Here is a 26,371-nt window from a genome sequence, read left to right as displayed (position 1 = left end):
CGCTCAGCTCGCCTTGGAGAGATTCTCGTCCTCGGGTGAGTTCAGATAAACGCCCGACATCGTGTCGACCCAGCAGAGATGGTCGTGCACCTTCTTGACACCTTCGACGTTCTCAGCGGCAACAATCGCGGCCTGCCGCGCCCGTTCCTCGGTGATGACACCGTTCAAATGAACGATGCCGTCGCGCACGATCACGTTCAGCCCGAACGGACACCAGTCGTATGTCTCCATGGCATTGATGATGCGGCTGCGGATGTGATCGTCGTCGGCCGTCGGATCCGGCACGTCGCGGGCGAGACCCGCTACCGCCTGTAGAAGGTTGGTGCGCGACACGAGACCGACGATCTTCTCGCCGCGAACCACCGGAAGGCGTTTCACGTTGTTCCGCTCCATGAGATCGACGATCTCGGGAAGCGCGGTATCCTCGGTGATGGTCACAGGTGAGACAGTCATGACTTCCGCGACTTTGCGGCCATGCTCGTGGACGAAATCGCTGGCTGATTTTCCGGACCCGAGAATGAAGCGCAGCCAGCGGCCATGCTTGCGACCGGTACCGATTTCGCTGCGCCGGATGAAATCACCTTCCGAGACCACTCCGATCAGCTTGCCGCTGTTGTCGACAACGGTGAGGCCGCTGACGTGGCGCTTCAGCATGATGTTCGCAGCCTCGACGATGCTGGTGTCCGGCGTGACCGAGATGACCGATCGCGTCATGATCTGGTGAGCGCGCATGGGAGAACTCCGCAGGTTCGCATGAATATCGATGTCCGAGGTCTAGATCAGCGGCGAAGGTGGAAGTTGACCCAGGTCAAGCCGCGCTTGCGAATGCCTAATCCTCTGCTCGCGCATCCGGTGTCAGGTCGGAGACGCGGAACGGCTTGCTCTTCTCGACCTTGCGATAGGCCGTCGAAGCCGTTCGCAATAGCTTCTTTTCCCGCTTGCGGTCGAGGAAGCGAATCCCGGCTCCGGGAACTGCCTCGTTCAGTGAAGCGGCCAGCGTCTGACCGCGCGCATCGTCGTTCAGCTGTCCAAGGGATTTTTGTGCCCTGCGCAATTGCTTGAGGATCGATTTTTGTTTCGTCAGCGACTTGTCGGCGAATAAATCCTCCAGCGACTCGATCGAATAGGTCAGCCGCTTGTTGAGAATCCGCAACTTGTGCCGTTTCCCGACGTCGAGCTTGCGCAGTTTCCGGGCCTTTCTGAGCAGCGTCTTTTCCCAATCGGTCAACTGCGCCGTCGCGTGCTCGGCGAGGGGACAGCGGCGCAGTCTGATGGCCTCCTTGCTACGCCTTGTCGACCAGGGGCCGCTCTCGATCCAGCTCGAGGTCTGTTCGACCAGGCGGCGATAGCGCGCCGATTGCAGAGCGCGAGCCAACAGGCGATGGCTTTCGGCGCGTTTGTCGTCCCAGTGCTGCAGTTCGGCAACCACGGCGAGCTCGTCACCTGTTTCGGCCACCACGCGTTCAATCGCGACGTCGAGATCCCGCACCATGCCGAGCTGGCTGTTCAGCCATTTCAGCTCGGCCCAGACTTTGGGGCGCAGCGCATCGTCGAGCATTGGGAAAAAGAAGCGGATCGCGGTCCGCAGATGGGTTAGTGCGATGCGGATCTGATGCAGCGCTTCGGGATCGCCTCGGCAGGTGCCCGCATGCTGGGCGAGGACGGCGGCGAGGTGACGGCGGGCGATGATTCGAAAGGCGGTGTCGCAAGCCATGCCCGAGCTGAGGCGGCCGGGCAGCATATTGCGGCTCGCCGCCGTCTTGGTGCGGGCGGTCGCCGTCGAACTCCTGGTGGGTCGCGCCATCCTTGTCCGCGCCAATCAGATTGCCTTACCTGCCCTTGGCGATTGCGTCCCGGCAGCTCTGGAGCGTCTGCGCTTGTGTCCCGGATGCATCGATGGTCGCCCAGCCGATATGGCCGACATCATAGCGCTCTTGCAACGCGGCAACCTCTTGCGTGGCATCCGAAGCGTCGCCGCGGCGGCCGCCGATGCGAGCCTGCCGGGTTGCCAGATCGGCGACCAGGAAGAGTCCGGTGAGAGGCACGTTGCAGTCGCGGGCGAGGGCGGCGAAGGCATCCCGCTCAAAATCACGAGCGAACACACCCTCAGCAACAGCCGAATGGCCCTGGGCCAGCACGCGCCGGGCGCGTTCGGCCAAAGTCGCGTAGACCCGCTCGGCAAGCTCGGGCGTGTATGCAGTCGGCGGCAACCGCTCTGTGTCGGGGACCCCGAACAACTGCTTGCGAATGACGTCGCTGCGCAACACGACGGCGCCTGGCTCTGGTGCTACGGTCGGCGCGAGCGCCCGTGCCAAGACGGTCTTGCCGCTACCCGACAGGCCGCCCACCGCGACAAGATGGGGCCGGGGAGGTTGGATCAGCGCCCGGGCAAGGTCGAAATAGCGACGCGCTTGGTCAAGAACGCCGACATCTTGGGAATGCGTTGGCTTCAGCCGTGCCAAGGCCACCTGGGCGCGAACGGCCGCGCGAATGGACATGAAAAGTGGCAGCGCGCGGAGCGCATCGAGATTGTCGACTGACGTCGTGGCAAGGTATCGGTTGAACATGCTGTTTGCGGCCAGCGGCTGATCGTGGCGCAACAGATCCATCAGCGTGAAAGCGAAGTCGTACAGCACGTCGACCGTCGCCATCTCTGCGTCGAACTCGATGGCATCGAACAGCACGGGCTGCTGCTCGATCAACACGATATTCGCAAGATGCAAATCGCCATGGCAACGGCGCACGAAACCCCGGCGGGCGCGCTCTTCAAGCAAAGGTCGAACACGCAGGAACGGTGCATGCGAGGCCTGCCCAAGCTGCTCGATCGCCGCAGTCGGGAGATGATTGCCCTTTCTCAGGCCATTGCTGTTGCCGTCGATCAGGGCGGGGATCGAAGCAACCCATCTTTTGCCGTCGATGGGAAACGCTGCCGCGTGTGAAGCCACGATCGCGTCGGCGACCGCCGATGCAAGGTCCGCGTCGAACCGTCCCGCCTTGGCCAGATGATCGAGCGTCCGGTTCTCATCGAAACGCGACATATCCACTGCATATTCGATAGGCCGGCCGTTGCCGTCGATCGTCACGGACCCGTCGGGTTCTTCCGTGACGGCGACGACGCCACGATAGATCTCCGGCGCGTGTGGCCTGTTGATCCTGACTTCCTCCTCGCAGGCCGCCTTGCGTTTATCGGGGGTCGAATAGTCAAGAAATGGATACTTCACCGCGCGCTTGATCTTCAGCGCGCGCCTTCCGTCGAGGAAGACCGAAGCCGCGTGCGTGTCGATCCGCTTCACGCCGGCGTGCGCGGTCAGAGCCGCGAAGATCCGTTCCTGGGTCGCAGAACTGTCCGTCATCCCTGCCGGCATGTTGCAGATGGTAGCACCAAGCGGTCCGGCCGCAAGCCAGGGTAACCTCTAAGTCGTGACCGCCGCTTGACTTCCATCAAATGCTGTCGTGGGCTGGCGAGGCGGAGTTTTCCCGGCTTGAGGAGGATCAAGCATCCGGACCGGAGGTGGCCTATTCTGGCGTGCGAGGAGAATCCGATGCCCATCAAGGACGTCTTTCTGCCGCTCGTTGGCGAGCCGCGTGCGCCCACGCTAGCCGCAATTGAGAAGTGCGTCGCAGTCGCCGCCGACCTCGGCGCCCGGATCACGGGGCTCGCGCTCGAAGACGATGCCTTCGTGCGGCCGACGGTCGTGTTTCCCGATGACCCCAAGCCTGCCGAACTCAGCAATATGGGCGAAGCGGAAGATATGCAGCAGCTCCTGAATGCATTCACCAACGCGACCTCCCGTGCCGGCATTCGTGCCCAAGGCCGATCGGGCAAGGTGCCGGCGGATCAGATCGCGTCGACCCTGGCGGAGCAGGCACGCGTCAGCGATCTCAGTTTGATCCCCGTGAGGCCACACGACAGCAGAACCGAAAACATCGTTGAAACGTTCCTGTTCCAGTCCGGCCGGCCGCTGTTGCTATGTCCAGAGCAGCATGTGGAGACGCTGCGGCCGGAGTTCGAGAATGTCGTGATTGCCTGGGACCATTCGGCGCGCGCCGCACGCGCGGTCGGGGACGCGCTGCCGATCCTGCAGGCCGCCGCCGTGGTGCGGGTGATCACGGTGGCCGGTGACGAGGGCGACGCAATCACGCAATCGGGCGACAGCCTCGTCCATCACTTGAGGGAACACGGGGTCTATGCGTCCTTCGAAACCGTGAAGGACAGCGGGAGCTCGATCGGCAAGGTACTGGGGAGTTGGGCAGAGGCCCACGCCGTCGACGCCATCGTCATGGGCGCTTACCGACATTCGCGCCTGAACGAGACCGTCTGGGGCGGCGTGACCAAGACCGTCATCGGTCAGCCACCATGCTGGGTGATGATGTCGCACTAGGTGCGTTTCAATCCCGGTCTGGGTTAGCTTTTGTCGCCCCGTTGCCCGATCGGACTGGTGTGATCATGTCGACCTACCGCCTGAAAACCCTGCTGTCGCCCCGGTCGGTCGCACTCGTCGGCGCAAGCGGTCGCCCGGTGTCCGTCGGACGGGCGGTCCTGGAGAACATTCGTAAGGCGGAGTTCAAGGGGCCGTTCGGTTTGGTCAACCCGCGCCATGCCGAGATCGGCGGTATCGCGGCAGTGAGCAGCCTGGACAACCTGCCGTTCGTGCCCGAGCTGATCGTCATTACTGCGCCGGCGCGTGAGGTCCCTGCGATCATCGACCAGGCTGGTCGCGTTGGCTCGGCCGGGGCCCTGATCGTTTCGTCGGGACTCGGCCATGGATCGGGATCGCTCCAGGAGACCGCCGTTGCGACCGCCCGCAAATACGGCATGCGGCTGATCGGCCCGAATTGCCTCGGCATCATGATGCCCGGCGCAAGCCTCAACGCGAGTTTCGCCGCGCACATGCCGAGGGCCGGAAACCTCGCTCTGATCTCGCAATCGGGCGCGATCGCGGCCGGCATGGTGGATTGGGCTGCGCAGCGTGGCGTCGGCTTCTCCGGCATTGTCACGGTCGGCGATCAGATCGACGTCGATATCGCTGATTTGCTCGACTATTTCGCGATGGACCAAAAAACGCGTGCGATTCTGCTCTATATCGAGGCCATCAAGGACGCACGGAAGTTCATGTCGGCAGCGCGTGCCGCGGCGCGTGTGAAGCCCGTTGTCGTGGTGAAGTCGGGGCGCATGACGCAGGGTGCGACGGTGGCTGCCACGCATACGGGCGCGCTCGCCGGTGCGGATGCGGTCTATGACGCGGCCTTCCGCCGCGCCGGTGTTCTTCGGGTGTCCGATCTGCGCGAGCTGTTTGATTGTGCCGAGACGCTCGGCAGGATCGGGGCGCCGGCGGGAAAACGACTCGCGATTCTGACAAATGGCGGTGGCATCGGCGTCCTGGCGGTCGACCGGCTGGCCGAGCTCGGCGGAATTCCCGCGCCGATGATGCCGGAGACGCGCGAGAAGCTCGCTGCGGTGCTGCCGCCGACCTGGTCCGGCACCAATCCAGTCGACATCGTCGGCGACGCAGATGCCTCGCGCTATGCTGCGGCACTGGAGGTCCTGCTCGACGATCCTGGCAATGATGCGATCCTCGTGCTCAACGTGCAGACCGCGATTGCATCGGCCAACGCGATCGCGGCGACCGTAACCGAGCTCGTCGTCAAATATCGTGAGAAACATCGCAGTTGGGCCAAGCCGGTGCTTGCGGCCTGGGTCGGCGCGGATCAGGACATCATCGCGACGCTGTCCGCCGCTGGCATCCCGAACTATCCGACTGAAGACGACGCGGTGCGCGGCTTCATGCATATGGTCCGGCATCGCGAGGTGGTCGACGAGCTGAGCCAGGTGCCGCCGGCGATACCGGATAGGTTCGTGCCTGATGTGGCGGCTGCAAGACAGGTCGTTGCGACGGCCATGGCCGACGGACGTAAATGGCTTGAGCCCGTGGAGATCAAGCATCTGCTCGGGTGCTATGACATCACGATGGTGCCGACCTTTGCGGCTGATGATGTCGATCAGGCGGTCGCCTACGCGGACGGGATATTCGCCCAAGGTGCCACCGTCGTGCTCAAGATCCTGTCGCGCGATATCGCGCACAAATCCGATGTCGGCGGTGTCGTGCTCAATCTGACCACGCCGGCCGCGGTGCGCGCAGCCGCGGTCGATATACTTGCGCGAATGAGAAAGTTAAGGCCCGAAGCCCGTATTGACGGTATCATCGTTCAAGCGATGGTCGTCAAAGCGAAGGCGCGCGAGTTGATCCTGGGCCTCGCCGACGATCCGACCTTCGGCACCGTCGTGGTGTTCGGCCGCGGCGGCACGGCGGTGGACATCATCAACGACAAGGCTCTGGCGCTGCCGCCGCTCGATTTGCAGCTCGCCCGTGACCTGATCGAGCGTACACGTGTGTCCCGGTTGTTGCCTGCGTACCGGGATGTGCCGGCAGTCAAGCATGACGCGGTCGCACTGGTGCTCGTCAAGCTGGCGCAGATGGCAACCGACATCCCTGAGATCCGCGAGCTCGACATCAATCCGCTGCTGGCCGACGAAACCGGCGTGACCGCCGTCGATGCCCGCGTCGCGGTGCGGCCGCCGCAGCGCAAATTTGCGGGCTCAGGCCCGGCCAATTTCGCTGTCCGCGCCTATCCCTCGCAATGGGAGCGCCGGCTCGCACTCAAGGACGGCTGGCGCATTTTCGCGCGGCCGCTTCGCCCCGAAGACGAACCGACCATCCACGAATTCCTGCGTCACGTCACGCCTGAGGATCTCCGCCTGCGCTTCTTCGCGCCGATGAAGGAGTTCACGCATGAGTTTATCGCGCGCTTGACGCAGCTCGATTATGCGCGCGCCATGGCTTTCATCGCCTTCGATGAGAAGAACGAGATGGTCGGCGTGGTGCGACTCCACTCGGATTCGGTCTACGAGAGCGGCGAGTACGCGATCCTGCTGCGGTCCGACCTCAAGGGCAGGGGGCTCGGCTGGGCCCTGATGCAGCTGATGATCGACTACGCGAAGTCGGAAGGGCTCAAGACGATCTCGGGCGACGTGCTCAAGGAGAACGTCGTGATGCTGGAGATGTGCCGGCAGTTCGGTTTCGAGATCAAGCCGGATCCGGCCGAGCCTGATATCTGCGACGTCTGCCTGAAGCTCTGATCCGCCCAGTTGTGGGGACGATTCGGGCGTGTTTGCCGCGGAGCAGGGCGGGTGTGTGGCCAAGATTGATCCGGCTCGACAGGCATTCCCCAGCGCATTCTTGCCCTTCCGGCGCGCGCAGGGGCCTCTTTTGGCTTGCATCCCTGCAACTGTGCATGGGCTGAAGCGCATCAGCGCACCCTGCAGGTGCGGCTCCGGGGCGCAATCGCGGCATTTTGGCAGCCTTTCTCTCGAGGTCTGTCCGTGCTTTCCGGTTGAAAAGCCCGCTAACGTTGACTACGGAGGAACTCCAGTGCCTCGCAGTCTTAGGAGTCCCGGCGTGCCTCAGGACAAGACCGGCGACCCCCGGCAGTTGTCGGGTAACAAACTGTCGGTCCTGCGCAAGCATCCGATCTTCGCAGATCTGGATCCGGAAGCGCTGGATCAGCTGTGCCGCTACGCCAAGCACACCACCGTCAAGCGTGGTTCGACCATCGCCGCCAAGGGCGATCCCGGCAATAATCTGTTCGCGGTGATCACGGGAACGGTGAAGATCTCTAGTTCGTCGCCCGACGGGCGGAACGCTATTCTCAATCTGATCGGCCCGGGCGAAATCTTCGGCGAGATCGCCGTACTCGATGGTGCGCCGCGGTCGGCGGATGCGACCGCAAACACCAACTGCGAACTCTACATCATCGACCGCCGCGACTTCCTGCCGTTCGTGAAGAGCCAGCCGGCGCTCGCGATGAAATTCATCGAGCTGCTCTGCGCGCGGCTGCGCTGGACCAGCCAGCAGGTCGAACAGGTGATCTTGCAGAATCTGCCGGGCCGGCTTGCAAGCGCGCTGCTTGGTCTCACCGAGGAACGCAAGCTCGATTCCGGCAGCGGCACGCTCGCGATCACCCAACAGGAGATCAGCGAGATGGTTGGGATGACGCGCGAGAGCATCAACAAGCAATTGCGCGCCTGGGCCGCACGAAGCTGGGTGCGCCTCGAGCATGGCGCCATCGTCGTGCTCGACATCGATGCGCTGCGTGAGCTTGCCGAAAGCGGCCTCGACGGCGAGTGAGAGCCTAGCCGTCGAGGTTTGTGCAGCTTCTCGATATGGCAGGAGCCGACGTGCCGCCCCGCCTTGTGACCCTCGAGCCGCTGGCGACGTCAAACCGGCGCGACCTGATTCAGTGCAGGATGTGACGCGGCAGCCAGAGCGAAATCTCCGGCAGGAAGGTGACGAGCGTCAGCACGAACAGCATGACGCCGTAGAACGGCCAGATCTTGCGCATGACGTCTTCGAGCGAGACCTTGCCGACGGCGCAGCCGACGAACAGGATCGCACCGACCGGCGGATGGCACAAGCCGATGCCGAGGTTGAGCAGCATGATCATGCCGAAGTGCACCGGATCGACGCCGAAATTCTGCATCACGGGAAGGAGGATTGGCGTTGCGATCAGGATCGACGGCGCCATGTCGAGCAGCGTGCCGAGCAGCAGCAGCAGGACGTTGAGCAGCAACAGGATGATGTATTTGTTGCTGGAGATCGACAGGAAGAACGCCGTCATTTTCGCCGGCATCTGCGTCAGCGCCATGATGTAGCCGACGGCGGAGGCGCAGGCGATCAGCGTCATCACCATCGCAACGGTGCGCAAGGTCCGGTGCAGCAGCACCGGCAGGTCGCGCCATCTGTAGTCGCGGTAGACGAACATGGTGACGAAGAATGCCCAGATGCAGGCGACCGCGCCGGCTTCGATCGCGGTGAAAATGCCGCCCAGAATGCCGCCGAGGATGATGACGAGCGTGATCAGGCCCCAGGCCGCGTCGATCGTGATCTTGACGGCTTCCTTGGCCGGCACGGTACGGCCCTGCGGGTGACCTTCGCGATAGGCAATCACCAGGCACAGCATGATCAGTGAGAATCCGATCAGCAGCCCTGGGAAAACGCCAGCCATGAACAGCGCGCTGATCGAGATGGTACCGCCGGTGGCGAGCGAATAGAGCACGGCGTTGTGGCTCGGCGGCACCAGCAGCGCCTGAACCGACGAGGAGATGGTGAGGTTGGTCGCAAACACCCGCGGATAGCCGTTCTTCTCCATCTGGGGGATCATCACCGAGCCGATCGCCGACGTGTCGGCAACGGCAGAGCCGGAGATGCCGCTGAGGAAGGTCGTCGCCAGCACGTTGACGATCGAGAGGCCGCCGCGCAGTCGCGTCAAGCCGACCAGAACGTCGGCAAAGGCGACAAGCCGCCGCGCCATGCCGCCTTCGGCCATGATGGCGCCGGCGAGCACGAAGAACGGAATCGTCAGCATCGCAACTTTGCTGACGCCGTCCGAGATCTTCAGCATCAAGGCTTCGAGCGGAATGCCGACCGACAATGCGCCGGCGATCGCCGCCATTGCCAGCGAATAGGCGATCGGCATGCCGATCAGGAAGCAGACGATCATCGTGCCGAGGAGGATAAAGATGTCCATTGCGAGAACTCCCGGCTCACTCGAAGGGGGCGGTTTCGGAGTGCCTGCCGATCGGGTCGGGCGGCACGCCGAGGAAAATTCGCTCGATCACGAAGAGCAGAAGGCAGAGTCCGCCGATCGGAATCGGCAGATAGGTGACGCCGACCGACAGCGAGGGGAAATCAGGGATCGTGTTGTACCAGGTGACCTGGACCAGACGTTCGCCCCAGATCACCATGAACAAGGCGATCAGCGCCATCAGCAGCTGCACCAGGATGGCGGTTGCCTTTTGCAGCGGCGGCGGCAGTTTCTTGGCAAAATAGCCAACGCTCATATGGAGGTTGAGCCGGTAGCCGGCGGCTGCGCCGATGAAAGTCAGCACGATCGTCAGCAGAACCGCCGTCGGCTCTGGCCATGAAGCCGCACTGTTGAGCACGTAGCGCGTGAACACCGCCCACGGAATCACCGCGGAGATCGCGACCAGCGCGGTGCAGCCGACGATCACGCATAACAGGTAGAGATAGTCCATCGCTCGGCGAAACAGTGCGGCCATCCGCGTTTCCTGCTCTGTCAGTGGTTCAGATTGTCGAGGCCGAAGCGCGATGAGTGATTGTCGCGCTTCGGCTTTGGTTCGAGAACGTTCAGAGCGTCTGGATGCGCTGGATCATGGCCTGGTATTTCGGACCATACTTGTCCCACACCGGCTTGACCGCATCCTGGAATGGCTTCTTGTCGGCAATCTCCACGATCTCGCAGCCAGCGGCCTTGGCCTTCTCCATCGCGGTCGTTTCGTACTTCTTCCAGAGCTCGCGCTCCTCGAGCTGCGCCTCGCGGGCGAACTTCTTGATCAGCGCCTGGTCGTCGGCGGACAGCGCGGTCCAGGACCGCTTGGAGAAGCAGAGAATCTCGGGGATGATCAGATGCTCCGTCAGCGAGTAGTATTTCGCCACGGTGTAGTGGTTGCTGAAAACGTAGCTCGGCGGGTTGTTCTCGGCACCGTCGATCACGCCGGTCTGCAGCGAGGAGAATACCTGGTCATAGCCCATCGCGATGCCGTTGCCGCCAAGCGCATTGACCATGTCGATGAAGATCGGGTTGCCGATCACGCGAAGCTTCAGGCCGTGAACGTCGGCGACCGATTTGATGGGGTGCTTGGTGTTGTAGAAGCTGCGTGCACCGGAATCCATCCAGCACAGGCCGACCAGATTGGCGTTGGGGCTCGCGGTAATCTTGTCGAGCAGCTCCTGGCCGACCTCGCCGTCCATCATCTTCCAGGATTGCGCCACGTTCTTGAACAGGAACGGCATGTTGACGACGTTGACGTCGTCGACGATCGGACCGACGGCGCCGGCGCTGACGCGCAGCATCTGAATCGCGCCGATCTGGGTTTGCTCGATCGTTTCCTTCTCGGCGCCAAGTTGCGCGGAGGGATAGGTCTGGATCGAGAGGCGGCCCTGGGTTGCCTCGGCGAGCTTCTTGCCCATGTTCTCGACGGCGGCGACTGTCGGATAGCCGACCGGCTGCACGTCAGCGGCCTTGAAGACGGCCTTGGTCTGGGCGTGGCCCGACGAGATCGGAGCCAGCGTGGCAGCTCCCAGTCCGGCGCTCAATTTGATGAAGTCACGGCGTAGCATGGTCGTCTCCCTCATTAGTTCTTTGTGTCGTCTTGTTGACCGGAAAGCCGGTCACTCTGTGCTGGCGAAAAACTCCGGATTGGTATGTTGCGTCTCCGAGATGTCGCGAAGCAGCCGGTCGAGATGGCGCTCCATCGCAATCCCTGCACGTTGCGGATCGTGCGCCTCGATCGCCGCGAGGATCGGTTCGTGCTCTGCGATGACCTGCGTCATGCGTCCGGCGACCGGCAGCGTCAGTTGGCGATAACGATCGACATGCATCTTTACATGCAGGATCAGCGTCCAGATCCCGGGATGTCTGGCGACATCGGCGATGGTGGCGTGGAACAGCTCATCGGCCTGATGAAACGCGGTGCGGTCTCCAGCTTCATCGGCCTCCCGCTGGCGTTCCACGATCGACCGCAATTGCAGGATCTGACTCGTCGTGGCGCGTTCGGCCGCGAAGCGCGCGGTGGTCTCTTCCAGCGCCTTGCGGATGATGATGGCCTCGGGCAGGGCGGCGAGCGGGATGCGGGACACGAAGATGCCGGACTGCGGAAAAACGTCCAGCAGGCCTTCGTCGGAAAGCTTGAGAATCGCTTCGCGCACCGGCGTGCGGCTGACGCCGAAGCTGAGCGCGATCTCGGATTCCGAGATCACCTCGCCCGGCCTGCGACGCATCGAGACCAGCTCGCCGCGCAGCTCGCTGTAGATACGCGCCGAAGCCGTCGCTCGCTGGGGTGGCTTACCGCGGCGAGGACTGGTCATGGCTGAAGCCGCGGCTTCCGTTGTCTTCGTCGAGCGGACGGGCATGCGTGCTCTGTAAATTGATATATTAGTATATGAAGCGGTTTGCGAGAAGATCAACTAGGAGATTAGGAGGGGGTGTCCCTGTTGCGCTGCAGCAAGCGGCAGCGGTTCTCGCGCCGAAAGCCCAGCGCGAGATTTCTCTGGCGACGATGACGGATAATTCCGCGCTCAAGCGCCCCTCCCTAGATCCATTTCCCCGTTCGCCTTCCTAAGGGCGCGCCGAGCAAGGAGTCCAAGTTGAAGCGAGTATCGATCGATGCCGTTTTTAGATTGATGGCGCGATCGCCGGGGACGCGAACGTTGTATTTGAACCTCTCGTATCCCGGCCGCTTGGTTCGCAACAAGCGACCTGACCGCAACAAGAAAAGGATGTAACCGTGACTGATTATCGCAAGCTCTTCGATCTCACCGGCAAGACGGCCGTGGTGCTCGGGGCCGCATCGGGCATCGGCAAATCGTCCGCCGAGGCGCTGGCCGGACTTGGTGCGCAGGTCGTTTGCGCCGATCACGCGCTTGACGCCGCGGAGGCGACAGCTGCGGGCATTCGGGAGAAGGGCGGCTGGGCCGAGGCCGCAGGGTGCGACGCTGCTGGCGCCGCCGATGTCAACGCGCTCGCGAAAACCGTGATGCATAAATTTCCGCGGCTTGACATCGCTGTGACGACGCCCGGGCTCAACATCCGCAAGACCATTCTCGACTACACCGACGAGGACCTCGATCGCGTCCTGAACCTCAACGTCAAGGGCACCGTCTGGTTCTTCCAGGCCTTCGGCCGCATCATGGTCGAGCAGAAGGGCGGCAGCATCATCGCGTGCTCCTCGGTGCGCGCGGTGACCATCGAGCCGGGCCTCGGTGTCTACGGCTCGACCAAGGCTGCGATCGGCCTTCTGGTGAAGGGCTTTGCCTCCGAGGTCGGGCATGCCGGCGTGCGCGTCAACGCGATCGCGCCGAGCATCGTGGAGACTGCGCTGACCAGCCCGTTCAAGCAGCGGCCCGACATCTACAATCTGTATGCGGGCCACACGGTGTTCAATCGTTGGAGCAGTGCCGACGAGGTCGCGACAGCCGTCGCCTATCTCGCTTCGGATGCTGCGAGCTATGTCAGCGGCAGCACGCTGTTCGTCGACGGCGGCTGGACCGGGGTCGACGGCCCGCCGACCGGTCTCACGCAGCTGCACAAATGAGGTTCGCATCTAGCCTGCAAAGCCGACGCGCTGGCGCAGCTCCCTCTGGTCGGCCCCGGTCAGCAGTGCGATCAGCGCCGCCGCTTGCTTCGGATGCGCGGCCTGCATGGCGATGCCAGCCGTATACATCGTCACCAGCTCGCACCGCGGTGGTAGTGAGCCCGACAGCACAACGCCTGCGGTCGCGATGATCTCGGTCGCCTGGGTGCATCCGATCGGCCGCGTCGCGGCGCATGCCGCCAGTTCGCGCATGGCCGTTGCGCCGTTCGGAAAGATCTTCACGCGCGATGTGACCTCATCGGAGATGCCGAGCTGATCCAGCAGCTTTGCGACGTGCTGGCCCGCGGTCGAGGCCTGGGTATCAGGGACGTAGATGGCGTCCGCGGAGCGCAGGACCTCGCGCAGGTCGGCTTCGGTCCTGACGATCGCCTTGGCATCGCGGCTGCGGACGGCGAGGGCAGTCTCCACGCGCCCGAGATCGGCGATCGAGGAGGGGACAACAAGCTTCTCCGCAGCGAGTTTTGCAAGCAGGGCCTGCGTCAGGATCACGAGATCTGCCGGGGTGCTCGCACGCAGCTTGTCCGCCATCACGCCGACCGCGCCGAACGCGCCGTCGATGTCAAAGCCGGTCTGCGCCTTGAAGGCGTTGCCGAGGCCACGCACCAGGCCCTGCGCCGCGCCGCCGCTCAAAATGTTCACTGTGGTCACGGTGCACGCTCCATGGCTGCGATGATTTTGTCCCGCGTGATCGGCAGGTCGCGGATGCGTATTCCGAGGCAATCCTGGACCGCATTGGCGATGGCCGCCGTCACCGGGCCATGCGCGGCTTCGCCGGCACCGACCGGCTCGATCTCCGATCGCTGGATGATTTCCACATCCACTGCCGGGACCTCGCTGAAGGTCAGGATCGGATAGTCCGTCCAGGATGTCGAGGTGATGTGCGTGCGGTCGAAGCGAACGCGCTCTTTCAGCACCCAGCTCGTTGCCTGGATGGCGCCGCCCTCGATCTGGTTGATGACGCCGTCCGGGTTGATGGCTTCGCCGACATCGACCGCAAGGGTCAGCCGTCTGACGCGGATATCCTCGGCGCTTTCGATCTCAGCGATTGCAGCGCAATAGGCGCCGCTGTTCTTGTACCGGGCAAAGCCCACGCCATGTCCGATGCCGGATCGTCTCTCAGGCTTCCAGCCGGCGCGTCGCGCCGCCGCGCGGACGACGTCGCGTGCGCGCTCATCCCTGAGGTGCCGCAGGCGGAACGAGATCGGATCTTCGCCGCGCAAGGCGGCGATCTCGTCGAGTAAGGATTCGATCGCGAACACGTTGCCCTGCGCGCCGAGGGTCCGCAGCGACGAGGTGCGCACCGGCATGGTCAGCAGGCGATGGCTCGTGATGGTCCAGGCCGGGAGATCGTAGAGCGGAACGGCGTTGCGGTCACTGCCGCCACCGTTGGCAACGGGTGGATTTGTCGAGGTCATGCGCGGATAGGGATGTGTGATCTCGCTTGCAGCCAGCAGTGCGGGCTGCGCGGCACGCCCAGGCCGTGCGGTATGTCCATTGCTCCAGATCGCATGGCGCCAGCCGACGATTTCGTCGTCGGCATCCAGATCGGCCTCGATCTCGATCGCCATCGCCGCACCAAACGGTGCGTGGGACATCTCGTCGCGACGCGACCATTGCACCCGGACCGGGTGGCCACCAGCGGCTTTCGCCAGCAGCACGGCGTCGAGCGCGACATCATCGGCCGCATTATGCCCGTAGCAGCCCGCGCCCTCCATGTGCTCGACGGCGATGTTTTCGGTCGGCAGCTTGAGCACGATGGCGAGGTCGGCGCGGAGCGGATAGACGCCCTGGCTGTGCGTCCAGACATGCACCCGGTCACCGTCCCATTGCGCCATGGCACATGACGGCGCGAGCGAGGCGTGCGCGATATAGGGGCGGGTGTACTGCCGGCGGAGCGTGCGGGTCGCCATTCCCGCAGCCGCTGCCCTGGTGTCGATGACCGTGGTCTCGACCGGCTGACTTCGTAGGAAACCAGCCAGATCATTCTCATCGGGCAGTGCCTCGCCGGCCGACCACGTCGCGCCCTTGCGTAAGGCTTTCAGCGCAGCTTCCGCGGCGGCCTCGCTGTCGGCGGCGACGCCCGCAAAGCTGCCGTCGTGGAGGATCGTGACCGGTGCGGACACGGCGCGCGCGGCCGCTTCGTCGAGCGCGACCAGCCTCGCGCCGGCGACGTCCGGCCGCAGCACGCGTCCGTGCAACATCCCCGGCCGCGCATGATCGTGGATGAAGCGCGGCCGCGCGAACACCTTGTCGGGAATGTCGACGCGCTGGACCGAATGTCCGGCGACGGCGCGTTTGGCAATGGTCTTTGCCACAGTGCCCGCAACGGCATCGTGGTCGAGCGACACCTCTCCCGACAGCTCCCAATAGCTGGTCCTGATGTTGCCGGGGCCCGAGATCGTGCCGTCGTCGACACCAAGCAGCGCCGCGTCGACGCCGAGACGCTCCGCTGCTGCTGCGAGGAAGCGCCGGCGCACCTCGGCGCAAACGTGGCGTAGCGCGCGGCCGGATTGCTGGATCGACAGGCTGCCGGAGGTGACTCCCTCATTTGGGCTCGCAGCCGTCGAGGTGCGGATCATCTCGATGCGGCTGACGCCGACGTCGAGCTCATCAGCGGCAATCTGCGCTAGTGCCGTGACGATGCCCTGGCCGATCTCGACCTTGCCAGGCGAAATCGCCACGCGGCCTTCGCTGGCGAACCGCACCCATGACGACAGCCTTGGATTGGCCGCCAGGCTGACCGGCAGTTTCGGAGCAGGGGGCGGCGCGGTCATGATGCCGCCATCTCCGATGCCGCCCGCAGCACCGCGCGGACCATGCGGTTATGCGACCCGCAGCGGCACAGATTGCGATCGAGTGCAGCCCTGACCTCGGCCTCCGCCGGCGACGGATTACGTTCGAGCAGCGCCGCAGCGCTGATCAGGATGCCCGAGACGCAATAGCCGCATTGCATCGCCTGTTCGGCGATGAAGGCGCGTTGCAACGGGTGCGGTCGCTCCATCGTCCCGAGGCCTTCCACCGTGACGATGTCCTTGTCCGCCGCCGACCACATCGGCATATCGCAGGAGGCCATCGCATGGCCGCCGACCAGGACGTGACATGCCCCGCATTCACCGGCGCCGCAGCCGAAATGCGGACTGGTGATTCCGAGCCGGCTGCGCAGCACGTCGAGCAGCGTCTGATCCGGATCGACATCAACGGAGACTGCAGCTCCGTTAAGCTTGAACTGAATATCGGGCATGATCGGCATGGCTCATGACTTCTCGAACTTCTTGACGACATCGGCCCATTTCGCGATGTCGCCTCGCAGGAACTTCTCGAATTCCTCTGGTGTCATCGACATGGGCACGGCACCCTGCTCGGTCCAGAGCTTGATGATGTCTGGTCGCTTCACCAGCGCGTTGACGGCTGAATTGAGCTTGTCGATGACAGGCTTTGGCGTACCCGCCGGCGCCATCAGGCCGAGCCAGATTGTCGCCTCGTAACCGGGAACGCCTGCTTCGCCAGCGATCGGCACGTTCGGGAGCACCGCCGAGCGCTGCTGGCCGGTGGTCGCGAGCGCACGGACCTGGTTCTCGCCGATATTGGGCGCCATCGCCGGCAGCGCGTCGATCATCATCTGCACTTGGCCTCCTATCACGCCGCTGCGCGCCTCGCCGCTGTTGCGGTAGGGCACATGAACGATATCGATGCCGGCCATAGCTTTGAACAGCTCGCCGGCCATGTGGTACGGGGTGCCCTGACCGGAGGACGCGTAGTTCAATTTACCCGGCTGCGACTTGGCGAGCGCGATGAATTCCTGGAGCGTCTTCGCCGGGACTTGCGGATTCACCACGATGACGAGATCGGAATAGCTCACCGGCGCGATCGGCGCGAGGTCGCGCATCAGGTCGTATTTGCGCTGCTCCGGCGTCAGTAGCGATTCATTCGCCGTCTGCGTGTTGGACATCATCAGCAACGTGTAGCCGTCGGCCGGCGATTTCGCCGCCTCGACGGTGCCGATGACGCCGCCCGCGCCGGTGCGGTTCTCGATCACGAACGGCTGGCCAAAGCGCTGCTGGAGCCCCTGGCCGATCAGCCGCGCAGAAACGTCGGCCGGTCCGCCGGCGCCGAAGGGCACGACAATGCGGACAGGGTGCGCAGGATAATCCTGTGCCAAGCACCGGCTTGCGGAGAAGGCAGCGAGCAGGCCGGCGACGAGCACCGAAATTAGATGTCGAGCAGTCATGCCCACCTCCCTGACCTCGCTCTTGTTGGCTGCCACTGTAACGGCTGCGGGCGCGAACTGTCGACGTCTCACAAAGTCGATTGTATCGGCGACATCGGACCAATTTCGGTGTGGCAGCAGGGCATTTTGCGGACGCGGCAAGCACATGAGGCGCGTGCGGTTTGAGCATTTTGCATGGGCGTTGCCGGATAAATGCCCTCGGCTCGCAGGTATTTTGATGTTACGAAATCGGACATGAACCAGCACGCCAAGATCGAGATTCGCCACTCCACCTGTCCGCACGATTGCCCATCGGCCTGCGCGCTCGATGTCGAGGTGGTCGAAGGCCGTAGCATCGGCCGTGTCCGCGGTTCGAAAAAGCAGACCTATACGGCCGGCGTGGTCTGCGCCAAGGTCGCACGCTACGCCGAGCGCATCCATCATCCCGAACGGGTGATGTATCCGATGCGCCGCACCGGGCCGAAGGGCTCCGGCCAGTTTGCGCGCATCAGCTGGGACGAGGCGCTCGACGAGATCGCCGATCGCTTCAACCAGGCCGAGCGCGATTTCGGCGCGGAATCGATCTGGCCGTACTATTACGCCGGCACGATGGGGCTGGTGATGCGTGACGGTCTCAACCGTCTCACGCATGTGAAAAAATACTCGCGCTTCTACCAGACCATCTGCGCCAATGTCGGCCGCATCGGCTTTGCCGTCGGCACCGGCAAGATCGCCGGCGTCGATCCGCGCGAGATGGCGCTGTCCGATCTCGTCGTGATCTGGGGCACCAATCCCGTCAACACCCAGGTCAACGTGATGACGCATGCCGCGCGGGCCCGCAAGGAGCGCGGCGCGAAAATCGCAGCGGTCGACATCTACGACAACGAAACCATGAAGCAGGCCGACATCAAGATCCTGCTGCGGCCCGGCACCGACGGCGCGTTCGCCTGCGGCGTCATGCATGTTCTGTTCCGCGACGGCTATGCCGATCGTGCCTACATGGACAAGTACACCGACTGTCCCGCCGAACTCGAGGCGCATCTGAAGACACGCAATCCCGTATGGGCGTCGGGAATCTGCGGCGTGCCGGTGGCGGAGATCGAGGCCTTTGCCAAGGCGGTCGGCGAGACCAAGCGGACCTTTTTCCGCCTCGGCTATGGCTTCACGCGTTCGCGCAATGGCGCGATGCAGATGCACGCCGCGAACTGCATTCCCGCCGTGACCGGCGCCTGGCAGTACGAAGGCGGCGGCGCGTTCTTCAACAATTACGCGTTGTGGCACTTCAACGAATCCGTCATCGAAGGCCACGACGCGCTCGACAGGTCGGTCCGCGCCCTCGACCAATCGCAGGTCGGCCGGATCCTCACCGGCGATGCCGAGGCCCTGCTCGGCAAGGGCCCGGTCAAGGCGATGCTGATCCAGAACACCAACCCGATGACGGTGGCGCCGGAGCAGGCGCTGGTGCGCCAGGGCTTTGCGCGCGAGGATCTGTTCGTGGCCGTGCACGAGCAGTTCATGACCGAGACGGCTGAGATGGCCGACATCGTGCTGCCGGCGACCATGTTCATGGAGCATGACGATCTCTATTACGGCGGCGGCCACCAGCATATCTCGGTCGGTCCCAAGCTGATCGATCCGCCCGGCGAATGCCGCTCCAATCATCAGCTGTTGCAGGCGCTGGCGCCGCGGCTTGGCGCCAAGCATCCCGGCTTCAAGCTCACGGCGCGCGAGTTGATCGACACGACGCTGAAGCTCAGCGATCACGGCGACATCGCCGGTCTCGAAGCCGACATCTGGCGCGATCTGCAGCCGGACTTCCGCACTTCGCATTATCTCGATGGCTTCGCTCATCCCGACAAGAAATTCCACTTTAGGGCAGATTGGGCGCATCCGCCGTTCGGCCAGGCCATGGGTGATTTCGACAAGATGCCTGGCCTGCCGGATCATTGGGCCGTGATCGAGCACACCGATCTGGCTCATCCATTCCGCCTTGCGACCAGCCCGTCGCGCAGCTTCCTCAACACCACCTTCAACGAGACCCCGTCCTCGCAGGCGCGCGAAGGCAGAGCGAGCGTGATGATCCATCCGCTCGATGCCGCCGCACTCGACATCGCCGGTGGCGATGCCGTGACGCTCGGCAATAACAGAGGGGAGACCACGCTGATTGCCGTGCTGTTCGACGGCGTGCGCCGCGGCGTGCTGATCGCGGAGTCCGTGCATCCCAACAAGAATCATATCGGCGGCCTCGGCATCAACATGCTGACCGGTGCGGACACCATTGCCCCGATCGGTGGCGCTGCGTTCCACGACAACAAGGTCTGGATCAGGAAAGCGGCTGCGACCTGAGCCGCAGATTTGCGTCGAGGCGCTAAAACGCCGCTGCCCTTCAGATTGCCCTTGCACCTCGCTCCGGAGCTGCCGCAAATGGCTGCAGACCTGGAGCGAGGATCAAGCGTCATGACCGACATCACAGCCGTCATCACCGAGAAGCGCGGGCAGGCGTTCTGGATCACCATCAACCGGCCGGAGAAGCGCAACGCGCTCAACGGCGACGTCATCGCCGGCATCGCACGCGGCTATCGCGACGCGCATGAGAACAAGGACGTCCGTGTCATCGTGCTGACGGGCGCGGGCGACAAGGCGTTTTGCGCCGGCGCCGACTTGCAGAATTCCGGTGCGGCTTTCGCGATGGATCATTCCAGGCCAAATGTCGACTATGCCGATCTGTTGCGCCTGGCGCAGAACGCGACCAAGCCCGCGATCGCGCGTGTGGGCGGCGTCTGCATGGCCGGCGGCATGGGGCTTCTTTGCATGACCGACATGGCGGTTGCAGCCGATCATGTGATCTTCGGCCTGCCGGAAGTGAAAGTCGGCGTGTTTCCGATGCAGGTGTTGAGCCTGTTGCAGGAGATCGCACCGCGGCGCCTGATCAATGAATGGGCGCTGACCGGCGAGCCGTTCGACGCGGGGGCCGCAAAGGATGCGGGCCTGTTGAATTACGTCGTGCCCACGGCCGAGCTCGACGCCAAGGTCGACTGGCTGATCGGGCGCATCGTCGACAAATCCCCGACCGCGATCCGCCGCGGCAAATACGCCATGCGCGCCATCGCCTCGATGTCGTTCGACGAGAGCATTGCCTATACCGAAAGCCAGATCGCATTGCTCGCGATGACCGAGGATGCCAAGGAGGGCCTGAAGGCGTTCAGCGAGAAGCGCAAGCCGGTCTGGACGGGGAGGTGAGGGGGCGGCGCTCGCTGCTGTCTCCTCGTCATTGCGAGCGCAGCGAAGCAATCCAGAATCCCTCCGAGGTGACAGTCTGGATTGCTTCGCTGCGCTTGCAATGACGGAGTATGAGGCAGCAGCCTCGCCCTTCCAGTTCGCACCTTGACTTGCAGACACACTTTCGCCGCCTCGCGGCCCGATCCGCCCGAGGTTTGCGCTTCGCTTCACGCCCTCTGAAAACGAAGGGCGCAGGGAAGGCCGGGTGCTGACCTCGCACCCGCGGTCCGCTGCGCGAGGTGTAGCGCAGAAGGAGCCGCACAGCAGCATACAGGTGTAGCCGAACACACGGCCTTCCCTGCGCAGTGGTTGGACGGCTTATGCCGTGCTCTCCCGGGAGCCGAATTCCTTCTGGCCTCCCTCGCCCGACGGAAGTTACCGGCACCGCGCCGGTTGGCGCTATGCCGCATCCGCAAGACTTGACCGTAGCGACGACGGCCAGGACCACACGGTTTTGCCGTACGCGAGCTTCCCGCTCAGCCCAGGGCGTCTTCGCCCAAGGGCCTCACCAGCATCGAGCGCCGTTCGTACAACGCGGCTTGCGAGGTGCTCACGGGGTTCGGCTCAATCCATCGCCCCGCCCTGCAACTCGCATCCGCGACGGCGCTGCTCGCGTCCACCGCAGCCCGATCCGCGGTTCGTGACGACGTACGACCGCCCTTTTCGCCGGATCAGGATGGGAAATGTGTACGACAAAACCGAATTTCGGTAAAGTGGAATATTTTGCGGAGAGGTGGTTGACCGAGGGATCGGGCGTTTTGCCCGTCGGGTAGCGCAAGGGATGGTGCGTAGGGTGGGTTACCCCGCGTTGGCTTTCAGGCCCGCGGCCTGGATGCCGGCGACCGCGCAAGCCTCGTCATTGTCCGAGGTGTCACCGGATACGCCCACCGCGCCAATCAGCGTCGCGCCGTCCATGATCAGCACGCCGCCCGGGACCGGCACCAGCGCGCCCTTGACGATGGTGTTCACGGCGTCGATGAAATAGGCCTGCTCCTGCGCCCGCTGGTACAGCGCGCGCGAGCCCATGCCCATCGCGAGGGCGCCATAGGCCTTGCCGTGGGCGATCTCGGCGCGCATCAGGCTGGTGCCGTCCTGCGCGGCGGCGATCTTGAGCACGCCGCGCGCGTCCAGGATCGAGACGACCAGCGGCTTCAGCTTCAGCTCGGTGGACTTTGCGAAAGCGGCGTCGAGGATTTTTCGGGCGGTGTCGAGGGTGAGGTCAGCCATGGCTGGGGTCCTTTGCAGCTGGAGAAGTTGAATTGGTGTCTGCGCGATCGAGGCTCATCGCCAGCACGCGCGCAACGTGCAGCGCCTCGCGTTGAGCACCATCCTTGATCTGGTGCCGGCAGGACGTGCCGTCGGCAACGACCAACGTGGTCTGGTCGGCGCGGCGCACGGCAGGCAGCAGCGACAGCTCGGCCATCGCGATCGAGGCGTCATATGTGTCGGCGCCATAACCGAACGCGCCGGCCATGCCGCAGCAGCTCGATTCGATGGTCTCGACCGCAAGGCCGGGGACGAGCCGCAGCACCTGCTCGACCGGCCTGAGGGCCCCGAAGGATTTTTGATGGCAATGGCCGTGCACGACGGCGTTGTCGGCGATCGCGCCGAGCGGCAACTGCAGCTGGCCGGCTTCGGCCTCGCGCACCAGAAACTCCTCGAAAGTGAGTGCGTGCGCAACGACCGCCCTGGCGTCGTTGTCCTGGCGCAGCGCCGCCAGCTCGTCGCGCAGCGTCAGGAGGCAGCTCGGCTCCAGGCCGACGATCGGCACGCCGCGTGCGGCGAAGGGCGCGAAGGTGGCGACGAGACGGTCGAGCTCGGAGCTGGCTTCATCGACGAGACCAGCGGACAGGAACGTGCGGCCGCAGCAGAGCGCGCGGTTTCCACGCGCAGCTTTTGGCATGTGCACGCGATAGCCGCCTGCGACGAGCACCCGCAGAGCGGCATCGAGGTTTTCCCGCTCATAGATTCGATTGAACGTATCGGCGAACAGCACGAGCTCGCGCCCATCCACGGGTCCGACCGCTTCCGCAGGCGGCGCGAACGGATTGCTGCGGAAGGCAGGCAAGGCGCGGCGCGCGCTGATGCCCGCACAACGCTCGAACAGCTTTCGCAGCAGGACGCTGCGGTTGCGCAAATTCGCCAGCGGCGCGAAGCGCGAGGCGATACCCGCATAGCGCGGCAGATAGCCGACCAGCCGGTCGCGCAGCGTCAAGCCGTGAGACGCGACCCGCGCCGCCAGCACCTCGATCTTCATCTTGGCCATGTCGACGCCAACAGGGCATTCGTGGCGGCAGGCCTTGCAGGAGACGCAGAGTTTCAGCGTCTCCATCATTCCATCGGAGGACAGCGCGTCAGGGCCGAGCTGGCCGGAGATCGCGAGCCGCAAGGTGTTGGCGCGCCCTCGGGTGACATCCTTCTCGTTGCGCGTGGCGCGGTAGGACGGGCACATCACGCCCCCCTCGAGCTTGCGGCAGGCGCCGTTGTTGTTGCACATCTCGACCGCGCCCTGGAAGCCGCCGCCGGCGCCGGGCCAGGCAGACCAGTCGAGCTTCGTCTTCAGCTCGCCAACGCGATAGTCTGGCTTGAAGCGGAACAGCGAGCGGTCGTCCATCCTGGGCGCATCGACGATCTTGCCGGGGTTGAGCACGCCATCGGGATCGAAGCGCCTCTTTACCTCCCGGAAGTCAGCGACAAGCCGCTCACCGAACATGCTCTCGTGGAATTCCGAGCGCACCAGGCCGTCGCCATGCTCGCCGGAATGCGATCCCTTGTATTCGCGCACCAATGCAAACGCCTCCTCGGCGATCGCGCGCATCGCCTTGACGTCTTTTTCCAGCTTGAGATTAAGTACCGGGCGCACATGCAGGCAGCCTTCGGAGGCGTGCGCATACATCGTGCCGCTGGTGCCGTGTTTCGCAAACACCTCGTTCAGGCGCGCCGTGTAGTCGGCGAGATGCGGCAGCGGCACCGCGCAGTCCTCGACGAAGGAGACCGGCTTGCCCTCCTGCTTCATCGACATCATCACGTTGAGGCCGGCGGCGCGAAAATCGGCGATGCCGCTCTGCAGGGCGGGTTCCGATATCTCGACCACGCCGCCCCATTTGCGGGTATCGTTGGTCCAGCCGAACCCGAGGTCGCCCATGAGCTCGCCGAGCTGCTTCAGGCGTAGCAGATTGTCGGCCTGATCCTCCTCGGCGAACTCGACCACCAGCACGGCGTCGGGATCGCCCTTGATCGCGGCGGAGATGATCGGCTTGAACATCGCGATGTCGCGGCCGAGCGCGATCATGGTGCGGTCGACCAGCTCGACCGCGATCGGCTTCAGCTTGACCAGATGCTGGGCCGCATCCATCGCCTCGTAAAAGCTGCCGAAATGGCAGACGCCCAGCGCCTTGTTGCGGATCACGGGCCACAGCTTCAACTCGACCTTGGTGGTGAAGGCGAGGGTGCCTTCGGAGCCGACCAGCAGATGCGCCATGTTGTTGCGCGCGTTGCGCGGGGTGAGCGCGTCGAGATTGTAGCCGCCGACGCGGCGCTGGACTTTTGGAAAGCGCGCCGCGATCTCGTCGGCCTCGCGCGCGCCGAGATCGAGCATGTCGCGGAACAGCGCGCGCGTGCTCTCGCCGGCGTCGACATCCGAGAGATCGCGCGAGACCTCGCCGAAACGGCTCAACGTGCCGTCAGCGAGTGCGGCCTCCAGAGACAGCGTGTTGTCGCGCATGGTGCCGTAGCGAAGCGAGCGGCCGCCGCAGGAATTGTTGCCGGCCATGCCGCCGATGGTGGCACGGGAGGCGGTCGAGACATCGACCGGAAACCACAGGCCGTGCTTTTTGAGCTGGCGGTTGAGGTCGTCGAGCACGATGCCGGGCTCGACTACGCAGGTGCGGCCGGCGACGTCGAGCGACAGGATCTTGTTGAGGTGCTTCGAGAGGTCGACCACGAGGCCGTCATTGACGGTCTGGCCGCATTGCGAGGTGCCACCGCCGCGCGGGGTGACCCTCACGCCCTCATCGCGGGCAATTGCCAGCGCCCGCAGCGCCTCGTCCATGGTTTTGGGGACGACCACGCCCGTGGGCATGATCTGGTAGAACGAGGCGTCCGTGGCATAGCGGCCGCGGCTGAAGCCGTCGAACAGGACGTCGCCGCTGGTTTCGCGGGCCAGACGCGCCGCCAGGCCGTCCTTTGGGGCCAATTTCAGTGATTTTCCGGCCACTTCCGCCGCCATGATCCGCTCTCGTCTGTTTGCCAGCCCGTCTTGCCTACGGTGGCCGCCCTTGGCAAGGCGAGCCCTGCTTCTTGTGCATTGACGGCCTCGCGCGGGCGAGGGACAAGCCCGGCGAATAGTGATATGCGAGCGGCGCGCCGGACCCGTGGATCGGGCCGCCAGACGCAAAGCCAAGACAGACTTCAAGACCGGGAAGGACGCCTATGACCGTGCACACTGGAAGGCATTTTCTCCAGATTCCAGGGCCGACCAACGTGCCCGACCGCGTGCTGCGGGCGATGGACATGCCGACGCTGGACCATCGCGGCGCGGAATTCGCCGAGCTCGGTTTTGCCGCGATGGCCGCGATGCAGCGGGTGTTCCGCACCAAGCAGCCCGTGATCATCTTCCCGTCGTCCGGGACCGGCGCCTGGGAAGCGGCGATGGTCAACGTGCTCAAGCCCGGCGACAAGGTGTTGATGTGCGAGACCGGCCAGTTCGCCGTGCTGTGGCGCGGCATCGCCGATAAGTTCAAGCTCGCCGTCGACTTCATCCCGAGCGACTGGCGCCATGGCGCCGACCTCGCCGAGATCGAGAAGCGCCTCGCCGCCGACAAGCAGCACGCGATCAAGGCGGTCTGCGTCGTCCATAACGAGACCTCGACCGGCTGCGTGACACCGCCGCTTGAGGTGCGCAAGCTGCTCGACCGCGTCAAGCATCCGGCGCTCTTGATGGTCGATACCATCTCCGGCCTCGGCTCGATGGAGTACGAGCACGACGCCTGGGGTATCGACGTCTCGGTCGCGGGCTCCCAGAAGGGCCTGATGTTGCCGCCGGGCCTCGGCTTCAACGCCGTCTCGGAGAAGGCGCTCAGCGTTGCCAAAGCCAACGAGGGCATGCGCTCCTATTGGGACTGGCAGGAGGTCATCAACTTCAACAAGCTCGGGACTTTTCCCTATACGCCCGCCACCAATCTGCTGATGGGCCTGCGTGAAGCGGTCAGGATGCTCGAGGAGGAAGGGCTCGAGAACGTCTGGTCACGCCACAAGCGCCACAGCGCCGCGACCCGTGCAGCGGTGAAGGTCTGGGGCCTGGAGACGCAGTGCGCCGATCCTGCCGCGCACTCGCCGGCGTTGACCGGCGTGCGCGTGCCTGACGGACACGACGCCGACGCCTTCCGCAAGGTGGTGCTCGAGAACTTCGACATGTCGCTCGGCACCGGCCTGAACAAGGTCAAGGGCAAGGTGTTCCGCATCGGCCATATCGGCCATTTCAACGATCTGATGCTGATGGGCACACTCGCCGGTGTCGAGATGGGCCTGGATCTCGCAAAGATTCCGCACCGGAGCGGCGGCGTGCTGGCAGCTATGGACGTCCTGAAGGGGCGCGACGCAACGCCGATGACGCAGGTGGCCTGATCTATCTGACTGAAGAGGAATGAGCGCGC

The 26,371-nt window shown here is 64.2% G+C and carries 20 protein-coding genes; 7 read left to right on the top strand and 13 right to left on the bottom strand.

Going from position 1 to position 26,371, the window contains the following annotated elements; translation table 11 throughout:
- Positions 1-3 precede the first annotated feature (3 nt).
- The 3 genes from ACVIIW_RS34130 to ACVIIW_RS34120 all read right to left on the bottom strand — a co-directional run bounded on the left by ACVIIW_RS34130 (position 4) and on the right by ACVIIW_RS34120 (position 3,353).
- Positions 4-732, bottom strand: coding sequence for a CBS domain-containing protein (locus ACVIIW_RS34130; protein ID WP_456704723.1), 729 nt, complete (start codon positions 730-732; stop codon positions 4-6).
- 97 nt (positions 733-829) lie between these two features.
- On the bottom strand, positions 830-1,804 hold the full coding sequence (locus ACVIIW_RS34125; RefSeq protein ID WP_456704722.1) for a CHAD domain-containing protein: 975 nt from the start codon (positions 1,802-1,804) through the stop codon (positions 830-832).
- Positions 1,805-1,829: 25 nt separating this feature from the next.
- The gene (locus tag ACVIIW_RS34120) at positions 1,830-3,353 is read right to left on the bottom strand and encodes a bifunctional aminoglycoside phosphotransferase/ATP-binding protein (protein WP_456705334.1); all 1,524 of its coding nucleotides are present in this window, start codon (positions 3,351-3,353) and stop codon (positions 1,830-1,832) included.
- Between the two features lie 189 nt (positions 3,354-3,542).
- On the opposite strand from ACVIIW_RS34120, the gene ACVIIW_RS34115 reads away from it, so the two are divergent.
- The 3 genes from ACVIIW_RS34115 (at position 3,543) to ACVIIW_RS34105 (ending at position 8,186) form a co-directional block, all read left to right on the top strand.
- A complete protein-coding gene (locus ACVIIW_RS34115) occupies positions 3,543-4,382 on the top strand; it encodes a universal stress protein (RefSeq protein WP_456704721.1) in 840 nt (279 codons plus the stop codon).
- Between the two features lie 65 nt (positions 4,383-4,447).
- The gene (locus ACVIIW_RS34110) at positions 4,448-7,138 is read left to right on the top strand and encodes a bifunctional acetate--CoA ligase family protein/GNAT family N-acetyltransferase (RefSeq protein ID WP_456704720.1); all 2,691 of its coding nucleotides are present in this window, start codon (positions 4,448-4,450) and stop codon (positions 7,136-7,138) included.
- Between the two features lie 319 nt (positions 7,139-7,457).
- Complete coding sequence (locus ACVIIW_RS34105; RefSeq protein WP_456704719.1) at positions 7,458-8,186, top strand: Crp/Fnr family transcriptional regulator; 729 nt, start codon at positions 7,458-7,460, stop codon at positions 8,184-8,186.
- 109 nt (positions 8,187-8,295) lie between these two features.
- Here the strand turns inward: ACVIIW_RS34105 and ACVIIW_RS34100 are convergent, their stop codons facing one another.
- From ACVIIW_RS34100 to ACVIIW_RS34085, 4 genes are all read right to left on the bottom strand, one after another.
- Entirely contained in the window at positions 8,296-9,585 is a 1,290-nt protein-coding gene (locus ACVIIW_RS34100; protein ID WP_456704718.1) for a TRAP transporter large permease, read from the bottom strand.
- A gap of 16 nt (positions 9,586-9,601) precedes the next feature.
- A complete protein-coding gene (locus ACVIIW_RS34095) occupies positions 9,602-10,117 on the bottom strand; it encodes a TRAP transporter small permease (protein WP_456704717.1) in 516 nt (171 codons plus the stop codon).
- 88 nt (positions 10,118-10,205) lie between these two features.
- Positions 10,206-11,198, bottom strand: coding sequence for a TRAP transporter substrate-binding protein DctP (gene dctP / locus ACVIIW_RS34090; protein ID WP_456704716.1), 993 nt, complete (start codon positions 11,196-11,198; stop codon positions 10,206-10,208).
- A gap of 51 nt (positions 11,199-11,249) precedes the next feature.
- Positions 11,250-11,945, bottom strand: a complete 696-nt coding sequence (locus ACVIIW_RS34085) for a GntR family transcriptional regulator (RefSeq protein ID WP_456704715.1) — start codon at positions 11,943-11,945, stop codon at positions 11,250-11,252.
- Positions 11,946-12,364: 419 nt separating this feature from the next.
- Between ACVIIW_RS34085 and ACVIIW_RS34080 the strand changes: the two genes are divergently transcribed.
- On the top strand, positions 12,365-13,171 hold the full coding sequence (locus ACVIIW_RS34080) for an SDR family NAD(P)-dependent oxidoreductase (protein WP_456704714.1): 807 nt from the start codon (positions 12,365-12,367) through the stop codon (positions 13,169-13,171).
- A gap of 9 nt (positions 13,172-13,180) precedes the next feature.
- Here the strand turns inward: ACVIIW_RS34080 and ACVIIW_RS34075 are convergent, their stop codons facing one another.
- The 4 genes from ACVIIW_RS34075 to ACVIIW_RS34060 are packed head-to-tail and all read right to left on the bottom strand — an operon-like array spanning position 13,181 to position 17,459.
- Entirely contained in the window at positions 13,181-13,879 is a 699-nt protein-coding gene (locus tag ACVIIW_RS34075) for a molybdate ABC transporter substrate-binding protein (protein WP_456704713.1), read from the bottom strand.
- On the bottom strand, positions 13,876-16,005 hold the full coding sequence (locus tag ACVIIW_RS34070; protein WP_456704712.1) for a molybdopterin cofactor-binding domain-containing protein: 2,130 nt from the start codon (positions 16,003-16,005) through the stop codon (positions 13,876-13,878). Before ACVIIW_RS34070 ends, ACVIIW_RS34075 begins: the two co-directional genes overlap by 4 nt.
- Entirely contained in the window at positions 16,002-16,472 is a 471-nt protein-coding gene (locus ACVIIW_RS34065) for a (2Fe-2S)-binding protein (protein WP_456705333.1), read from the bottom strand. The genes ACVIIW_RS34070 and ACVIIW_RS34065 overlap by 4 nt, the downstream gene beginning before the upstream one ends.
- Positions 16,473-16,484: 12 nt before the next feature.
- Entirely contained in the window at positions 16,485-17,459 is a 975-nt protein-coding gene (locus ACVIIW_RS34060; protein ID WP_456704711.1) for a tripartite tricarboxylate transporter substrate binding protein, read from the bottom strand.
- Positions 17,460-17,693: 234 nt separating this feature from the next.
- Here ACVIIW_RS34060 and ACVIIW_RS34055 point away from each other — a divergent pair, with 234 nt between their 5' ends.
- Both ACVIIW_RS34055 and ACVIIW_RS34050 read left to right on the top strand, forming a co-directional pair.
- Positions 17,694-19,784 carry a molybdopterin-dependent oxidoreductase gene (locus ACVIIW_RS34055; protein ID WP_456704710.1) on the top strand — a complete coding sequence of 697 codons (2,091 nt, stop codon included), beginning with the start codon at positions 17,694-17,696 and terminating at the stop codon, positions 19,782-19,784.
- Between the two features lie 111 nt (positions 19,785-19,895).
- Positions 19,896-20,678, top strand: coding sequence for an enoyl-CoA hydratase/isomerase family protein (locus ACVIIW_RS34050; protein WP_456704709.1), 783 nt, complete (start codon positions 19,896-19,898; stop codon positions 20,676-20,678).
- Positions 20,679-21,515: 837 nt separating this feature from the next.
- Here ACVIIW_RS34050 and ACVIIW_RS34045 read toward each other — a convergent pair.
- Both ACVIIW_RS34045 and ACVIIW_RS34040 read right to left on the bottom strand, forming a co-directional pair.
- Entirely contained in the window at positions 21,516-21,944 is a 429-nt protein-coding gene (locus tag ACVIIW_RS34045; RefSeq protein ID WP_456704708.1) for a GlcG/HbpS family heme-binding protein, read from the bottom strand.
- On the bottom strand, positions 21,937-24,945 hold the full coding sequence (locus tag ACVIIW_RS34040; protein WP_456704707.1) for an FAD-binding and (Fe-S)-binding domain-containing protein: 3,009 nt from the start codon (positions 24,943-24,945) through the stop codon (positions 21,937-21,939). The genes ACVIIW_RS34045 and ACVIIW_RS34040 overlap by 8 nt, the downstream gene beginning before the upstream one ends.
- A gap of 203 nt (positions 24,946-25,148) precedes the next feature.
- On the opposite strand from ACVIIW_RS34040, the gene ACVIIW_RS34035 reads away from it, so the two are divergent.
- Complete coding sequence (locus tag ACVIIW_RS34035) at positions 25,149-26,342, top strand: pyridoxal-phosphate-dependent aminotransferase family protein (RefSeq protein WP_456704706.1); 1,194 nt, start codon at positions 25,149-25,151, stop codon at positions 26,340-26,342.
- Positions 26,343-26,371 lie beyond the last annotated feature (29 nt).

The sequence above is a fragment of the Bradyrhizobium sp. USDA 4449 genome, from assembly GCF_054056275.1.
Note: the sequence above shows the minus strand (reverse complement) of the source record. Positions and strands in the feature narration are given on the sequence as shown.

Coding starts and splice junctions, on each gene's coding strand:
- ACVIIW_RS34115 (WP_456704721.1), top strand. CDS start 3,543: ATGCCCATCAAGGACGTCTTTCTGCCGCTCGTTGGCGAGCCGCGTGCG.
- ACVIIW_RS34055 (WP_456704710.1), top strand. CDS start 17,694: ATGAACCAGCACGCCAAGATCGAGATTCGCCACTCCACCTGTCCGCAC.
- ACVIIW_RS34050 (WP_456704709.1), top strand. CDS start 19,896: ATGACCGACATCACAGCCGTCATCACCGAGAAGCGCGGGCAGGCGTTC.
- ACVIIW_RS34100 (WP_456704718.1), bottom strand. CDS start 9,585: ATGGACATCTTTATCCTCCTCGGCACGATGATCGTCTGCTTCCTGATC.
- ACVIIW_RS34095 (WP_456704717.1), bottom strand. CDS start 10,117: ATGGCCGCACTGTTTCGCCGAGCGATGGACTATCTCTACCTGTTATGC.
- ACVIIW_RS34035 (WP_456704706.1), top strand. CDS start 25,149: ATGACCGTGCACACTGGAAGGCATTTTCTCCAGATTCCAGGGCCGACC.
- ACVIIW_RS34120 (WP_456705334.1), bottom strand. CDS start 3,353: ATGACGGACAGTTCTGCGACCCAGGAACGGATCTTCGCGGCTCTGACC.
- dctP (WP_456704716.1), bottom strand. CDS start 11,198: ATGCTACGCCGTGACTTCATCAAATTGAGCGCCGGACTGGGAGCTGCC.
- ACVIIW_RS34125 (WP_456704722.1), bottom strand. CDS start 1,804: ATGGCGCGACCCACCAGGAGTTCGACGGCGACCGCCCGCACCAAGACG.
- ACVIIW_RS34110 (WP_456704720.1), top strand. CDS start 4,448: ATGTCGACCTACCGCCTGAAAACCCTGCTGTCGCCCCGGTCGGTCGCA.
- ACVIIW_RS34130 (WP_456704723.1), bottom strand. CDS start 732: ATGCGCGCTCACCAGATCATGACGCGATCGGTCATCTCGGTCACGCCG.
- ACVIIW_RS34085 (WP_456704715.1), bottom strand. CDS start 11,945: ATGACCAGTCCTCGCCGCGGTAAGCCACCCCAGCGAGCGACGGCTTCG.
- ACVIIW_RS34060 (WP_456704711.1), bottom strand. CDS start 17,459: ATGACTGCTCGACATCTAATTTCGGTGCTCGTCGCCGGCCTGCTCGCT.
- ACVIIW_RS34045 (WP_456704708.1), bottom strand. CDS start 21,944: ATGGCTGACCTCACCCTCGACACCGCCCGAAAAATCCTCGACGCCGCT.
- ACVIIW_RS34065 (WP_456705333.1), bottom strand. CDS start 16,472: ATGCCCGATATTCAGTTCAAGCTTAACGGAGCTGCAGTCTCCGTTGAT.
- ACVIIW_RS34070 (WP_456704712.1), bottom strand. CDS start 16,005: ATGACCGCGCCGCCCCCTGCTCCGAAACTGCCGGTCAGCCTGGCGGCC.
- ACVIIW_RS34040 (WP_456704707.1), bottom strand. CDS start 24,945: ATGGCGGCGGAAGTGGCCGGAAAATCACTGAAATTGGCCCCAAAGGAC.